General features: G+C 71.6%; 16 protein-coding genes. 9 read left to right on the top strand and 7 right to left on the bottom strand.

What is annotated here, in order from left to right; all coding sequences use genetic code 11:
- Positions 1-3 precede the first annotated feature (3 nt).
- The 3 genes from ACQP1V_RS20015 to ACQP1V_RS20025 are packed head-to-tail and all read left to right on the top strand — an operon-like array spanning position 4 to position 2,935.
- Complete coding sequence (locus tag ACQP1V_RS20015) at positions 4-1,044, top strand: ABC transporter ATP-binding protein (RefSeq protein ID WP_433425198.1); 1,041 nt, start codon at positions 4-6, stop codon at positions 1,042-1,044.
- On the top strand, positions 1,041-2,051 hold the full coding sequence (locus ACQP1V_RS20020) for an ABC transporter ATP-binding protein (RefSeq protein ID WP_433425200.1): 1,011 nt from the start codon (positions 1,041-1,043) through the stop codon (positions 2,049-2,051). The genes ACQP1V_RS20015 and ACQP1V_RS20020 overlap by 4 nt, the downstream gene beginning before the upstream one ends.
- Entirely contained in the window at positions 2,048-2,935 is an 888-nt protein-coding gene (locus ACQP1V_RS20025; RefSeq protein ID WP_433425202.1) for a GNAT family N-acetyltransferase, read from the top strand. The genes ACQP1V_RS20020 and ACQP1V_RS20025 overlap by 4 nt, the downstream gene beginning before the upstream one ends.
- Positions 2,936-2,945: 10 nt before the next feature.
- On the opposite strand, the gene ACQP1V_RS20030 is transcribed toward ACQP1V_RS20025, so the two are convergent.
- Positions 2,946-4,109 (bottom strand): exo-beta-N-acetylmuramidase NamZ family protein, encoded by a 1,164-nt coding sequence (locus ACQP1V_RS20030; RefSeq protein WP_433425204.1) that lies wholly within the window; start codon positions 4,107-4,109, stop codon positions 2,946-2,948.
- A gap of 67 nt (positions 4,110-4,176) precedes the next feature.
- Here ACQP1V_RS20030 and murQ point away from each other — a divergent pair, with 67 nt between their 5' ends.
- Both murQ and ACQP1V_RS20040 read left to right on the top strand, forming a co-directional pair.
- Positions 4,177-5,100, top strand: a complete 924-nt coding sequence (gene murQ, locus ACQP1V_RS20035; protein ID WP_433425206.1) for an N-acetylmuramic acid 6-phosphate etherase — start codon at positions 4,177-4,179, stop codon at positions 5,098-5,100.
- Positions 5,093-6,190, top strand: a complete 1,098-nt coding sequence (locus ACQP1V_RS20040) for a serine hydrolase domain-containing protein (protein ID WP_433425208.1) — start codon at positions 5,093-5,095, stop codon at positions 6,188-6,190. The genes murQ and ACQP1V_RS20040 overlap by 8 nt, the downstream gene beginning before the upstream one ends.
- Before the next feature lie 19 nt (positions 6,191-6,209).
- Here the strand turns inward: ACQP1V_RS20040 and ACQP1V_RS20045 are convergent, their stop codons facing one another.
- Together ACQP1V_RS20045 and ACQP1V_RS20050 are read right to left on the bottom strand one after the other, a co-directional pair.
- Complete coding sequence (locus ACQP1V_RS20045; RefSeq protein ID WP_433425210.1) at positions 6,210-6,686, bottom strand: hypothetical protein; 477 nt, start codon at positions 6,684-6,686, stop codon at positions 6,210-6,212.
- A gap of 114 nt (positions 6,687-6,800) precedes the next feature.
- Positions 6,801-7,151 carry a winged helix-turn-helix transcriptional regulator gene (locus ACQP1V_RS20050; RefSeq protein WP_433425212.1) on the bottom strand — a complete coding sequence of 117 codons (351 nt, stop codon included), beginning with the start codon at positions 7,149-7,151 and terminating at the stop codon, positions 6,801-6,803.
- 49 nt (positions 7,152-7,200) lie between these two features.
- On the opposite strand from ACQP1V_RS20050, the gene ACQP1V_RS20055 reads away from it, so the two are divergent.
- Positions 7,201-8,088: an NAD(P)-dependent oxidoreductase gene (locus ACQP1V_RS20055; RefSeq protein WP_433425213.1), complete on the top strand. Its 888-nt coding sequence runs from the start codon at positions 7,201-7,203 to the stop codon at positions 8,086-8,088.
- 214 nt (positions 8,089-8,302) lie between these two features.
- On the opposite strand, the gene ACQP1V_RS20060 is transcribed toward ACQP1V_RS20055, so the two are convergent.
- Both ACQP1V_RS20060 and ACQP1V_RS20065 read right to left on the bottom strand, forming a co-directional pair.
- The gene (locus tag ACQP1V_RS20060) at positions 8,303-8,641 is read right to left on the bottom strand and encodes an FAD-dependent monooxygenase (RefSeq protein WP_433425215.1); all 339 of its coding nucleotides are present in this window, start codon (positions 8,639-8,641) and stop codon (positions 8,303-8,305) included.
- Positions 8,642-8,664: 23 nt separating this feature from the next.
- Positions 8,665-8,880 carry a hypothetical protein gene (locus tag ACQP1V_RS20065; protein WP_433425217.1) on the bottom strand — a complete coding sequence of 72 codons (216 nt, stop codon included), beginning with the start codon at positions 8,878-8,880 and terminating at the stop codon, positions 8,665-8,667.
- A gap of 51 nt (positions 8,881-8,931) precedes the next feature.
- Between ACQP1V_RS20065 and ACQP1V_RS20070 the strand changes: the two genes are divergently transcribed.
- Positions 8,932-9,408: a hypothetical protein gene (locus ACQP1V_RS20070; protein WP_433425219.1), complete on the top strand. Its 477-nt coding sequence runs from the start codon at positions 8,932-8,934 to the stop codon at positions 9,406-9,408.
- Positions 9,409-9,637: 229 nt separating this feature from the next.
- Entirely contained in the window at positions 9,638-10,486 is an 849-nt protein-coding gene (locus ACQP1V_RS20075; RefSeq protein ID WP_433425221.1) for a phosphotransferase, read from the top strand.
- A 141-nt stretch (positions 10,487-10,627) separates the two neighbouring features.
- Here the strand turns inward: ACQP1V_RS20075 and ACQP1V_RS20080 are convergent, their stop codons facing one another.
- Together ACQP1V_RS20080 and ACQP1V_RS20085 are read right to left on the bottom strand one after the other, a co-directional pair.
- On the bottom strand, positions 10,628-11,035 hold the full coding sequence (locus ACQP1V_RS20080; RefSeq protein WP_433425222.1) for a nuclear transport factor 2 family protein: 408 nt from the start codon (positions 11,033-11,035) through the stop codon (positions 10,628-10,630).
- Positions 11,036-11,405: 370 nt separating this feature from the next.
- Positions 11,406-11,918 (bottom strand): MarR family winged helix-turn-helix transcriptional regulator, encoded by a 513-nt coding sequence (locus ACQP1V_RS20085; protein WP_433425224.1) that lies wholly within the window; start codon positions 11,916-11,918, stop codon positions 11,406-11,408.
- Between the two features lie 109 nt (positions 11,919-12,027).
- On the opposite strand from ACQP1V_RS20085, the gene ACQP1V_RS20090 reads away from it, so the two are divergent.
- Positions 12,028-13,491, top strand: coding sequence for an MFS transporter (locus tag ACQP1V_RS20090; protein ID WP_433425226.1), 1,464 nt, complete (start codon positions 12,028-12,030; stop codon positions 13,489-13,491).
- Positions 13,492-13,495: the final 4 nt, after the last annotated feature.

Below are 13,495 nucleotides of genomic sequence, written 5' to 3' on the forward strand. Positions count from 1 at the left end.
CCGGTGTCCGTAACTGACAAGAGGGCGCCGGGCGTCCGCATCAACGACCTGTCCGTCGTCTACCGCACCGGCGCGGGCGAACTGCCCGCCGTCCGGGGCGTCGACCTGGAGCTCGTACCCGGGACGATCACCGGCGTGGTCGGCGAGTCCGGCTCCGGCAAGTCCACCCTGGCGCTGTCGTTGCTCAACGCGGTGCAGCCGCCCGGCCGGATCAGGTCGGGAAGCGTGGACATCGACGGCCTCGGCGACGTCGTGACCCTGGGCGGCGAAGACCTGCGCAAGACGCGCGGCCGGCACGTCGGCTACGTCTTCCAGGCCGCGCAGAACTCGCTCAACCCGCTCAAGACGATCGGCAAGCAGCTCCTCGACCTGGGGCGCTCGCACGACGTCGACGACCTGCCCGGCCTGGTCAAGGAGGCGAGGAGCCTCCTCGACCGGATGGGCCTGGACGGGGCGCGGGTCCTCGACTCCTACCAGCACGAGCTGTCCGGCGGCATGCGCCAGCGTGTCGGCATCATGCTCGCGCTGGTGCTCAACGCCCACGTCGTCGTCCTGGACGAGCCCACCACGGCGCTCGACATGATCACCCAGGCGACCATCCTGCGGATCATCCGCGAGGTCCACGAGGAGCGCGGTCTCACCACGCTCGTCATCACCCACGACCTCGGCGTCGTCGCCGAGATCGCCGACCGGCTCGCCGTCATGTACGGCGGTCGCCTGGTCGAGCAGGGCCCGACCAGGGAGGTGCTGGGCGCGCCCAAGCACCCGTACACGCGGGGCCTGCTCCAGGCGATCCCGCGCCTGGTCGGCGACATCGACGAGGCCAGGGCGCTGCCCGGCCGCCCGCCGACGCTGAGCACCATCCCGCCCGACGGGTGCGTGTTCCGCGAGCGCTGCGCCGTCCGCATGGACGTGTGCGAGACCGGCGAGCCGCCCGTCCTCACCATCGGACCGCGCGTCGTGGCCTGCCACACGGCGGCCGGCGAGGGGGAGCAGAAGGAGACCGTCACGACGGGACCCACGAGAGGGGAGGAGCAGGCATGATCACCGGCAAGGGCATCACCAAGACGTTCCGGCAGCGCGGCAGCATGCTCGGCGCCCGGGAGGTCCCGGCGCTGCGCGGCGTCGACTTCTCCATGGAGAAGGGCGGAGCGGTCTCGTTCATCGGCGAGTCCGGCTGCGGCAAGACCACCCTCGGCCGCATCCTCGCCGGCCTGGAGAGCTACGACTCCGGCGAGATCGCCATCGACGGCGTCCCGATGTCGTCGCTGAGCCACCGCCGGCGCCAGTCGCACTTCCGGCGGATCCAGCTCATCCACCAGGACCCGTACTCCGCGCTCAACCCGGCGCGGACCATCCACCAGACGCTGGACGCGCCGCTGACCCTGCGGGCCAAGCAGACCGGCCGCCCCCGCTCGTGGATCGACGAGCGGGCCGAGGAGCTGCTCGGCCTCGTCGGCCTCGACCCGGGCTACGTGCTGTCGCGCTATCCGCACCAGCTCTCCGGAGGCATGCGTCAGCGCGTGGTCATCGCCCGGGCGCTGACCGTCGACCCCGACATGCTCGTCGCCGACGAGGCCACCTCGATGATCGACGTGTCGCTGCGGCTCGGCATCCTGGCCCTGCTCAAGGACCTGCGCGACCGGCTCGGCGTGAGCGTGCTGTTCATCACGCACGACGTGGCGACCGCCCGCTACATCGGCCTGGACGGCGAGCTGTACGTGATCTACCGGGGCCAGGTCGTCGAGCGCGGCCCGGTCGAGACGGTCATCGCCGACCCGGTCCACCCGTACACGCAGTCGCTGCTGTCGGCCATCCCGGTGCTGCACGGCCTGGAGGTGCCCGGTGCCGAGCGTGTGACGCCCACCGAGGCGATCGACCCGAACCGCAAGGACACGGGCTGCCTCTTCGCGCCCCGCTGCCCGTTCCGCACCGACCGCTGCGAGGCCGAGACGCCCGTGCTCGGGCACGACGGCGGCACGGTGCAGGAACATGCCTGCTTCCATCCGCGGCGCCGCAGCGTCGTCGCCACCCCGGCGGTTCAGGCGTGACCGGGAACCTGGGCGTCCGCGACGCGTCGGGGGACGTCGCGGCCCTCGGTGAGCTGGCCGCGGCCGCGCTCGCCTTCGACGCGGCCGAGGCGCCACGGCTGGTCGCCCGGCTCGCCGCGCCTCCGGCGGACCGCCGCTGGACCGCGCTCGCGACCCCCGACCTCGACGGCGCCGTCCTCACCTCGGTGTCCACCCGCGACCCGTCCGTCGGGCACATCGACCTGCTCGCCGTCCACCCCGGAGCCCGGGGCGCCGGACGCGGGCGGGCGCTGGTCGAGGCGGCGCAGGAGTGGCTGCGCGGCGAGGGCGTCACCACGGTCCGCGTCGCCGGCAACCCGCCCTGCTACGCCTGGCCCGGCGTCGACGTGCGCTACACGGCCGCCGCCTGCCTGTTCGAGTCCCTCGGCTACGAGCGCGAGCAGGTCGCCTGGAACATGACCGCCGACCTGTCCGGCGCCGCCTGCGACGAGGGGGCTGTCGCGGCCGACGTCGAGCGGCTGGCCGGCAAGGGCGTCGCCGTACGCGCGGCGGGTCCCGGCGAGCGGGCCGCCGTGGCGGCGTTCGTCCGCGATGAGTGGAACGAGAGCTGGGCCTGGGAGGCCGAGCAGGCCACCGGCTGCCACTACGCGTCCCGCGACGGCGAGATCATCGGCTTCGCCGCGTGGGGGGCCAGGCCCGCCTGGTTTGGCCCCATGGGCACCGCCCCCGCGGCGCGCGGGCTCGGCGTCGGCGGCGTGCTGTTGCGCCGCTGCCTGGCCGAGATGCGCGCGGCGGGCCTGGCGAGCGCGCAGATCTCCTGGGTGGGCCCCCTGCGGTTCTACTCCGGAGCGGTGGGGGCTCGGGCCGAGCGCGTCTTCTGGCTCTACCGCCGGGACCTGCGGTGACGGCCGGATGTCACGGGTAGAGCAGCTTCCCGCCGTACAACCAGGCCTCCGGGTGGCAGGGGGAGGGGCACAGGTCGCGGGGGTCGTCCCCCGCGTCCGTCCGCTCGCGCAGCGACGGGGAGCCCCACAGCAGGTCGATGAAGTGCCGGCCGCCCTCCACGCCGGTCCCGGCGGGGTCGGCGGTGGTCCAGGCGAACTGCTCCGGCCACCGCGAGCGCAGCAGGTGCAGGATCGACACCCCGGTCAGCACCGGCTGGAACGCCTCGGCGTCGTGCACGTGCACCTGGACGCCGCGTACCGCCGCACCGGCGTGCTTGTGGAACGCCGGGGTGTACCAGGTGTCGCGGAACCGCACGCCGGGCAGGCCGAGCCCGTTCAGCCCGGCGGCGAAGCCGCCGTCCAGCCAGGGCGCGCCGATCAGCTCGAACGGCCGCGTGGTGCCCCGGCCCTCGGACGCGGACGTGCCCTCGACCAGGCCGGTGCCCGGATAGACCAGCGCGGTGTCCGGGGTCGGCATGTTCACCGACGGCATGATCCACGGCAGACCGGTGTCGGCGAAGCGCATGGAGCGCCGCCAGCCCTCCATCACGACCACGGTCAGGTCGGCGCCGATCGACTCGTTGAAGAGCAGTGCCAGCTCACCCAGGGTCAGGCCGTGCCGCACCGGGAGGGGCGCCCGGCCCACGAAGCTCGCGCAGGACGGCTCAAGCGCCGGGCCCTCGGCCCGGGTGCCGCCCAGCGGGTTGGGCCGATCGAGCACCGCGAAGCGCAGCCCCAGCCGGGCCGCCGACGCCATGAGGTCGTGCATCGTCCACACGAACGTGTAGAAGCGCGTCCCCACGTCGGCGATGTCGAAGACGAGCGTGTCCACGCCCGAGGCCGCCACCAGCGCGTCCAGGGCCTCGCCGCTCCTGCCGTACGTGTCGAGGACCGGGAGCCCGGTCGCCGGGTCCCGACCTGTGTCCTCGCCGAAACCCGCCTGCGCCGTGCCCCGGATCCCGTGCTCGGGACCGAACAGCGCGGCCAGTGGAACCCCCGCCGCCTGCAGCGCCGCCGCGGTCGGGGTCAGATCGGGAAGAACCCCGGTCGGGTTGGTGACGAGACCGATCCGGCCCCCACGTAGGAGATCGGGATCGTTCGCGAGCCGCTCGGCGCCGGTTCGTACGTGTGACATGATCTCATTCTCCGAAGAATCTTTGCATAATGGAACCATCCGGTGAAAATTAGCGACATGGAACGAGATGATTGAACCACTCGCCGACCTGTCCACAGAGCAGAGTGATCCGCGCTACAGCGAGATCGACCGACTGCCCACCGAACAGGTCGCCAGGCTCATGAACGCGGCCGACGCCAAGGTCCCCGCGGCGGTCGCCGTGGCGATCCCGGAGATCTCGGCCGCCATCGACGCGATCGTCGCCCGTATGAAGCAGGGGGGACGACTCTTCTACGTGGGCGCCGGGACCTCCGGCCGCCTCGCCGTGCTCGACGCGTCCGAATGTCCGCCCACCTTCGGCACCGACCCCGAGCTCGTCCAGGGCATCATCGCGGGCGGCGTGCCCGCGCTGACCCGCTCGGTCGAGGGAGCCGAAGACGACGCCGCCGCCGGAGCCGCGGCCATCGCCGGCAAGGAGGTGGGCCCGCTCGACAGCGTCGTGGGGGTCTCCGCCAGCGGGCGGGCGCCGTACGTGATCGGGGCCGTCGGGGAGGCCGCCCGCAGGGGCGCGCTGACCGCCGGGCTGTCCTGCAACCGGGACTCGGCGCTCTCCGCGGCGTCCGAGCACCGGATCGAGGTGGTCGTCGGGCCCGAGATCGTGACCGGGTCGACCCGCCTCAAGGCCGGGACCGCGACGAAGCTGGTCCTGAACATGATCTCCACGATCGCGATGGTCCGGCTCGGCCGGACGTACGGGAACTCGATGATCGAGGTCTCCGCGGCCAACTCCAAGCTCGTCGACCGGGCCGCCCGCATGGTGGGCGACATCACCGGCGCGGGCCTGGACACCGCCCACGCGGCCCTGGAGGCGGCGGGCTGGCAGGTCAAGGCGGCCGTGCTCATGATCGAGCACGACCTCGGGGCCGACGACGCCAGGGCGCTCCTGCAGGCCAACGGCGACCAGCTGGAGGCGGCCAGGCAGGCCGCGTCCGGGGGAGTGGTCGGTGCCTGACCCGGGAGACTCCGGCGGCCCGGACGCGAGCCTGCGGGGAATTCTCGCGGACGCCGTCCCCACCGCCTGCTCGGCGGCGGTCGCCGTGATCGCCGTGGACGGAGCTGTCGTCGCCGCTGCCGCGGCGGGTGAGGCCGTACGTTATTCAGGAGCTACGGAGGCGCTCCTGGACCAGCGTCCGCCCGCCCGCCGCGACGCGGTCTTCGACCTCGCCTCGATCACCAAGCTGTTCACCACCACCGCCATCCTGTCGCTGGTGGAGGACGGCCTCCTCAGGCTCGACGAGCCGGTCGCCACCTGGCTCCCGGCGGCGTACGGAGGGCACCGCGCGACCACGCTGCGGCACCTGCTCACCCACACGGCCGGCCTGCCGCCCAGCCGCCGGGCCCACGAGGAGATCCCCGGCGACGGCCCCGCCGCGCACGCCGCGCGGATGGAGCTGATCCTCACCACCCGGCCGGACCACCCCCTCGGGGAGCGGTACGTCTACTCGGACGTCGGCATGGTGACGGCGGGCCGGGTGGCCGAGATCGCCGGGGAAGCCCCCCTCGACGAGCTCGTACGCACCCGTGTCATCGGGCCGCTCGGCCTGACGAGCACCTGCTACCGCCCCCCGGCCGAGTTGCTCCCGCGCGTCGTCGCGACCGAGTACCAGGCCGACCGCCCCGGCCCCGGCTGCATCAGGGGCGAGGTCCACGACGAGACCGCGTACGGCCTCGGCGGGGTCGCCGGCCACGCCGGGCTGTTCTCCACGGCGGACGACCTGGTCCGCTTCGGGGAGACCCTGCGCACCGGGGGCGGGCCGATCCTGCGCCCGGACACGGTGGCGGAGATGACCCGCGACCAGGGCGTCACGGGGGCGGCGTTCGACCACGGGCTCGGCGTCCGCATCGGCGACCCCGCCACCGTGGGGCCGCTCGGCCGTGCCTACGGCCACTCCGGGTTCACCGGGACCTCCCTCGTCGTCGACCCCGAACGGGCGCTGACCGTCGTCCTGCTGACCAACAACGTTCACCCCGTACGCGGCCGGCCGGGCATCCGCGACCTGCGCCACGCCGTCGCCGCCGAGGCGCTCCGGATCTCGTCCTGACCGGAGCGCCGTCCGGCGTTCACGACCAGAGCTCAAGCGCCAGGCGCACCACGAGCCGGTCCTTCTCCTTCTCCGCCTCGGGTAGCAGGCGGTAGGGCAGCCGCTGCTCCGGCGACGCCCGCCGCCCGTTGCGTACGAGCCATGCCTCGTGCACGGCGTGGCTCGCGGACTCCATGAACTCCTCGCCCGACAGGTCGGCCCCGCGCCTGCGGCCCTCCGTCACCAGCCTGACCGCGACGATCGCCGACTCCCGGTTCTCCTGTTGCCAGTCGGCCGGTAGATCCCGGTAACCGGTGTTGGCGATGTCCACCCGGTCGGCGCCGTGCCGTCTCACCCAGGCCCGATCGGCGGTCGTCCTGATCTGCGGCTCGTAGCCGCCGCCCGGCAGCCGGCGTCCCGCGCGCCACGCGTCATGCAGGCGGCCGGCCAGCCGCTCCACCCTCCGGGCCCGCGGCCCCCTGAAGAGGCCGCGGGAGACGCGCCCGATGCTCCTCATGGCCGATAGCCACCTTTTTGTGGGTACTTGTCGCGGGATGTGGTGGCCGGAACCATGGTCATGGGCGGTCGCGCGGCCGTCGAAATCCGGTGCGAAGGGAGGCGTAGCCGTGGCTCAGGAAACCCGCTGGGACTCGGCCAGCCTGTCCAGGCGCCGGTGGCCCCAGTCGGAGAGCGGAGCCAACGCTTCGGACAGCTCCCGGCCGAACTCGGTCAGGGAGTACACGGTCTTCAGCGGCCGGACATCGTGCACCTCCCGGTGGACGAGTCCGTCGGCCTCCATCTCCCGGAGTGTCTGAGTCAGCACCTTCTCGGTGAGGCCGGGCAGCCGCCGGCGCAGTTCGCCGGGCCGGTACGGGTGCGATTCCAGAAGCCAGAGCAGGATCGTCTTCCACTTGCCGTCGATCACCGCGATCGCGGCGGTCACTCCGCAGACGTTCAGGTCCTGGGCGCGGCTGCGCGTCATCTTCGTCCCATTCGTTGCCGTTTGTTGATTTCCAAGCAGGAGTTAGATCATGACGTCACATACCGAACAGTCTGCCGTCACTGTGCTCGGCCTGGGGCCTATGGGCGGGTCCCTGGCCCGCGCCTTCCTCGACGCCGGCCTGCGAACCACCGTCTGGAACCGGACGCCGGGCCGGGACCGGGAACTGGTCGAAAGGGGCGCGGTGAGCGCCTCGTCCCCCGAAGAGGCGATCGCCGCGAGCGGGCTGACCGTGATCTGCGTGGTGAACTACGACGCGGTGGACGCCGTCGTACGGCACGACGCGGTCGCCGCCGCGCTCAAGGGCCGCACCCTCGTGAACCTGACCGCCGACACCCCCGACCGCGCCCGCGACACCGCGGCCTGGGCGGCTGAACACGGCATCGGGTACCTCGACGGCGCGATCATGACGCCGACCCCGACCATCGGCACACCGGCCGCCGTGTTCCTCCACAGCGGCCCGAAAGAGCTCTACCTGGAGCACCAGCAGGTGCTGGACGCCCTGGGCGGCACCCACACCCACCTCGGCGAGGACGTCGGCCGGGCGGCCGCGTACGACATCGCGCTGCTCGACATCTTCTGGACCGCGATGGCGGGATACGCGCACGCCCTGGCGATGGCCAGGGCCGAAGGGATCACCGCGCGGGAACTGGCGCCGTTCGCCAAGGGCATCGGCGCGATCCTTCCCCCGCTCTTCGATCAGCTCGCGGACGACGTGGACGGCGGCACGTTCTCCGGCGAGGGCAACCCGATCACCTCGGCGGCGTCGTCCGTGGCCCACATCGTCCACGCCTCCGAAGCCCATGGCATCGACGCGAGCGTGATGCGCGCCGTCGACGACCTGACCCGGCGCGCCATCGACCGAGGCCACGGCACGGACGGGTTCATCCGGATCACCGAGATCCTCAGCTCTCGCTGAGGGGAGTTCCCCGGGCGTGGTGCTCGCCGTCCGAGAGTGGCGCTGCGCTGCGGCGGGCAGTTGCTCCGGCGCGCCGTGATAGCTGATCTCTGGTGCTACCGCTGCCGCGGCTTCGGGCGCGGTGGTACAGGGCACGGTCCTACGCGCGCCGGAGCAACCACCCGCACTCCGCTCCGCTTTCCCGCCGCACCGACCATCGCCGACATTTCAGGCGTCAGGCAGTGACGCGGGCGTCCCAGTCGATGTGATGCCGGTGCACGGGAGCGAACATCTGCTCGGGGGTCGGGAACGCCGCCTGGCCTTCGGCCTTGCCCGCCTTCGCCTTGTTCTTGGCGGCGGCATCCCCGGCGATCTCCGACACGCGGGGGCGGCGCAGCCGCTCGTACGCCGTGAACGCCTCCTCGGCGGTGGGCAGGTCACGCAGGCAGCGGGCCAGCTCGACGGCGCTCTCGGCGGCCAGTGACGCGCCCTGGCCGGAGCTTGAGGAGGGGGCGTGCGCGGCGTCACCGACCAGCACCATCCGGCCCCGGTGCCATGCCGGAACATCGGGCATGGCCTCCATCGGGCCGACGGCCATCAGGTCCTCGGGGCGGCGCGGGCGAGGAGGGTCTCGCCGGGGACGTGGCCGGCGTACAGGGGACGCAGTCGCTCCAGCCATTCGGCGGCGGGGACGGCGCGGACCTGCGCGGCGGTCAACGGGTCCTCGGAGGGCAGGCTGCCGAACCAGACGATCCGGCTGTCCGGCAGCGCCCAGTGGCCGAGGAAGGCGCGGCCGAAGGTGAAGTACATCATCCCCGGCTCGGCCTCCACACCGTCGCCGGGCGCGATGCCTCCCGCATTGACGTGCTCTACTACGGGCCCGGCGCGGCCGACCTGCAGGACCCGCCGACGCCGATCGTCGATACCGACTCGGCGGGCGTGCGAGAAGCGATGGCCTCGGTGTATCCGGCCGTTGACGTGGTCGGCAAGGTGCTACCCGGCATGATCGAGCGTGGCGACGGCGGGTTGCTGTTCGCCGGCGGTCTCAGCGCTGTCATGCCCATGCCCGCACTCGGCGCGCTCGCGCTGTCTTCGGCCGCGCTGCGCAACTACGCCCTCACTCTGAACGCGGCACTGGCCGAGAAGGGCGTCTACGCCGGAAGCCTGATCATCGGTGGGCTTATCGAACGCGGTGACATCTACGAGATGGTCCAGTCCCAGCAGGACCAGTTCGGTGACGTAGGGGCCAGAACACTCGATCCCGATGACATCGCCGAAGCGGCTTGGGAGCTGTACTCCCGACGTGACCGCCCAGAAGCGACGTTCAACACCCTCAGCTGACTCATGGACAAGGGAAGCCATGCGCCGTGGCCGGCCGAGCCGGTCGATGTACCCGTGTGCGGCGGCTTTGCCGCTGGCGGCTGAGACAAGAATCCGGGGTCGATTCCGTTCGTTCAGTAGCAGGGTCTTGCCCACGGCTGATCTGGCACAGCATCGGGTCGCGTGCTTTGAGATCATGACTGTATTCGCTCCGGCAGACCGAGTCGTTGGCCTCTACCCCCCAGGGAAAATGAACTCTTTCACCTACGTCGAATCGTCCGAGTCCCACCCCGAGATCCCGCTCGTCGGCGGTGACGTCACCGAGGGGGTTGTGCGGGTCGGCGACACTGTGCGCCGGCCGGTAGGCCCGAACGCCCCGCTTGTCCACGCGCTACTGGGCTATCTGGAGCAGGCCGGGTTCCCGGGCGCGCCGCGGTTCCTCGGCATCGACGCGGCCGGGCGCGAGGTGCTGACCTTCGTTCCCGGCGAGGTCGCGGGGCGGCCGAGGCCGGCGTGGCTCGCCGACGAGGAGCGGCTGGCCTCCGTCGGGCGCCTCGTACGCGGCTACCACGCCGCCGTCGCGGGGTTCGTCATCCCTGACGGGGTGCGGCCGAGCCGGGGGCTCTCGGAGCCGCCGGGTATGCCGCCCGCGCCGCGATACCCGGCTGAGGTGGTCGGGCACAGGGATTACACGCCGGACAACATCGTGTTCCGGGACGGTAAGGCGGCCGCGCTGATCGACTTCGACCTTGCCAGGCCGACCACCCGGGTAGATGAGGTGTCCAACGCGATGATGTACTGGGCGCCGCTGTGCGACCCCGTCGATGCCGACCCGCTGTTGCGGGAGGTGGACGCGCCGCGCCGCTGCCGGATCCTGGCCGACGCCTACGGGATGTCGGACGTCGACCGTTCCCGGCTCGTCGAGATGCTCACGCTGGGGACCCGGCGGGCGTGGTTCCTGATGAAACAGAGAGCCGAGGAGCAGGGCGGTGGCTGGGCGAGGATGTGGGAGGAGGGCATCGGTGATGAGATCAAGCGGCGCGAGGCCTGGCTGGGTCGCCATGGCGCGGCCATCGACGCGGCGCTGAGCACACCGTAATCCCGTCAGCGCCACGGTTTGTGCCACCTGGACCAACTCCAAGACAAGTCGATCGCGGTGTTTGATTCCGTGCCTGCTGTTCTTGATGGAAATCCGACAACGTCCGGTCGATGTCGTCCATCGACCCGACAGCTCAATCGGCTATTGGTCGCGGACCGGAATCGGCTCAGCTAGCGCAGCGCGCCCGGGAGGCGCGGGGAAGGGGTCGGCGAAGTACTGGGTCTCGTGCGTTACGAGACCATCGGTGATCTCCATAACGCTGAGCGTGTATGTGGGCACGCCGTCATAGGTGATCACGCACTCGCTCACCCAAAGGTCGCCGCCGCCCAGGATTCGGCGGATGGTGAAGTGGCGTTCGGCCGGGTGCCCGCCGCGTTGCGCTTGGATCCTTGACCGGCCGCTGAAGCGCTCGCCCGACTGCGGGTAGTCCAGGATCGCGTCTGCAGCGTAGATCGCGTGCTCAGCGTCGACGTCCCCGCGTTCGGATGCCTCCCAGTGCTGCTGGAGCCGAGCCCGGATATCGGCTTCAGGATCACTTGCGCTGTTCACCCGTTATCCCCTCATGACCAGAAGGAATGTCGCTGGCTCGCACGACAGATGTTACCCGAGGGTTCTCGTGCAGCTTGGGACCGCGGTAGCCGACCCCTGGCCGCTGCGGCGGGCTGCTGTTCCGGTGTGCGTGGTTCGCGCCGCGGGATACGGCGCTGTGCTGCGGCGGGTGGCGGCTCCGGCGCGCCGTGATGGTTGCGCTCCGGTGATGCCGCTCCCGCGGCCATCGCGGGCGCGGTGGTACAGGGCACGGTCTCACGCGCGCCTCCACAACCACCCGCACTCCGCTCCGCTCCCCACCGCGCCGACGTTCGTCGACATTCCAGGGAGCACCGGCTGGGCCCTTCTCGTCCAGGCGGTTAGACACTCCCTAGCGACGACCGGCCGTGCCCCTGCCAGTGCCCCGGCCGGGGGATCGCAGGCGGTCGACCTCGTCCTGGGTGGCGGTGTGAGCGGCTTGGACGAAGCGGAGTACCGAGTCGAGCTGGTCGGCGGTGAAGTCGGCCAGGACGTCGCGGGTGCGCACGTTCAGGCCGGCGTAGTAGTCGCTGATGCGGGCGAGTCCTTCGGTGGTCGGTTCGATCAGGGTCTTGCGCCGGTCGTGCGGGTCCGGGTGGCGCTGGACCAGGCCCGCCGCCTCCAGCCGGTCGATCATCCGGGACAGCGATCCGGGAGTGAGGCCCACCCGGTCGGCCAGGGCGGCGGCGGTGGCGGGGCCGCCGCGATTGAGGGCGTGCAGGCAGGCGAAGTCGGACGGAACGACGCCCATATGGTCCGCGATCAAGCTGTTGAGCTGCACCGACGCGGTCACCCAATCCGGCATCGCGTCGATGACGCGGTCGGTTGCCGCCCCGCGGTCCGCCAGTGGTTTGTGCTCGGTCATGTTGACATGCCTCGATCCCATGCAATATCTTGCGTCGCGCAATCATTGCGCCACACACTCAATGTGTGGCGCAATGGAATGAGTGTAGCGACCATCGAACGGAGTGCGCATGGCGTCCACCACCGTGGCCGATCAGGCCCGACCGGCCGGGAAGGGGCGGAGCCTGGCTCTGCTGACGATCCTGCTGGCGGCGTTCCTGGACCTCATCGGGGTGACGATCGTGAACGTCGTCCTGCCCCCGCTCCAGGCGGATCTGCACGCCTCCCCGGCGCACCTGCAGTGGATCCAGGCGGGTTACACCCTGGCGTTCGCGGTGGGAATGATCAGCGGGGCGCGGTTGGGCGATCTGCTGGGGCACAAGCGGGTGTTCATCGCCGGCATCGCCGGATTCGCGGCGGCCTCGGGGCTGTGCGGGCTGGCCGCCGGTCCCGGCCTGCTGGTCGCGGCGCGAGTGCTGCAAGGACTGTGCGCGGCCGCGATGATCCCGCAGGTGCTGTCGCAGATCCAGGTGATGTACGCGCCCCGGGAGCGGGGCGGCCCGATGGCGGCGTTCGCCGCGCTGTCGGGACTGGCGGCGACACTGGGCCCGATCGCCGGACCGGCGCTGCTGGAGTGGGACCTGTGGGGGGCGGGCTGGCGCCTGGTGTTCTGGGTGAACGTTCCACTGGCCGCGCTGGCCGTGGTCGCCTCGGCCACGCTGCTGCCCGACAGCCGCGCCGAGACGGCCTCCCGCCTCGACCTGGCCGGGGTCGCACTGTCGGCGGCCGGGTTGCTGCTGGTGCTGTACCCGCTGATCACCGCAGCGGACCGGTCCGGCTGGCCGCTGTGGACCTGGATCTGTCTCGGCGCCGGCCTGGTCGTGCTGGCCGCATTCGTGCTGTGGGAACGGCGGGTCGCCGCACCATTGGTGCAGATGTCGCTGTTCAGGTTCCGGTCGGTCAACGGCGGGCTGCTGGTCCAGATGCTGTTCTTCATCCCGACGATGGGGTTCTTCATGGTCTTCATGCTGTTCCTGCAGCAGGGCCTGGGGATGAGCCCGATGCGGTCCGGCCTGATGATCCTGCCCTGGTCGGTGGCGGTCCCGGTGCTGGCCACGGTGTCGGCGGCCCTGCTACTGCCGCGGATCGGCCGGGCGACCGTGCAGATCGGGCTGGTGGTAATGGCCCTGGGGTTCGCGCTCGTGGCGACCGCGACCACCGGGGCCACGCCCGACACCGGCTGGAGCGACCTGGTCTGGGGCGTGCTGGTAGGCGGCGCCGGGATGGGCATGGTCGTGGCCCCGCTGCTGCAACTGACGCTCAACGACGTGCCGGTGAGCGACGCGGGCTCAGGCTCGGCGCTCTACAACACCGTCACGCAACTGGCCGCGTCTGTGGGTGTCGCGGTGATCGGCACCTTCTTCTTCACCCGGGTGCGCGGCACCGACCACACCCCACAGGCGCTGGCCGAGGGGTTCGGCGATGCGCAGGCCGCCTCGCTGTGGCTGAGCATCGCGCTGCTGGCGGTCGCCTTCGCGGCCACCTTCCTGCTCCCGCGCAAGCCCACCGCCTCCCCGACTCCCCACGGGAAGTGACCGG

It is taken from the genome of Microtetraspora malaysiensis (genome assembly GCF_050947145.1).
GTDB classification, from domain to species: domain Bacteria; phylum Actinomycetota; class Actinomycetes; order Streptosporangiales; family Streptosporangiaceae; genus Microtetraspora_A; species Microtetraspora_A malaysiensis.

Excerpts from the sequence above, each read along its gene's own strand:
- ACQP1V_RS20050 (WP_433425212.1), bottom strand. The coding sequence starts at position 7,151 with ATGACGCGCAGCCGCGCCCAGGACCTGAACGTCTGCGGAGTGACCGCC.
- ACQP1V_RS20055 (WP_433425213.1), top strand. The coding sequence starts at position 7,201 with ATGACGTCACATACCGAACAGTCTGCCGTCACTGTGCTCGGCCTGGGG.
- murQ (WP_433425206.1), top strand. The coding sequence starts at position 4,177 with ATGATTGAACCACTCGCCGACCTGTCCACAGAGCAGAGTGATCCGCGC.
- ACQP1V_RS20045 (WP_433425210.1), bottom strand. The coding sequence starts at position 6,686 with ATGAGGAGCATCGGGCGCGTCTCCCGCGGCCTCTTCAGGGGGCCGCGG.
- ACQP1V_RS20065 (WP_433425217.1), bottom strand. The coding sequence starts at position 8,880 with ATGATGTACTTCACCTTCGGCCGCGCCTTCCTCGGCCACTGGGCGCTG.
- ACQP1V_RS20090 (WP_433425226.1), top strand. The coding sequence starts at position 12,028 with ATGGCGTCCACCACCGTGGCCGATCAGGCCCGACCGGCCGGGAAGGGG.
- ACQP1V_RS20030 (WP_433425204.1), bottom strand. The coding sequence starts at position 4,109 with ATGTCACACGTACGAACCGGCGCCGAGCGGCTCGCGAACGATCCCGAT.
- ACQP1V_RS20085 (WP_433425224.1), bottom strand. The coding sequence starts at position 11,918 with ATGACCGAGCACAAACCACTGGCGGACCGCGGGGCGGCAACCGACCGC.
- ACQP1V_RS20020 (WP_433425200.1), top strand. The coding sequence starts at position 1,041 with ATGATCACCGGCAAGGGCATCACCAAGACGTTCCGGCAGCGCGGCAGC.
- ACQP1V_RS20075 (WP_433425221.1), top strand. The coding sequence starts at position 9,638 with ATGAACTCTTTCACCTACGTCGAATCGTCCGAGTCCCACCCCGAGATC.
- ACQP1V_RS20060 (WP_433425215.1), bottom strand. The coding sequence starts at position 8,641 with ATGCCCGATGTTCCGGCATGGCACCGGGGCCGGATGGTGCTGGTCGGT.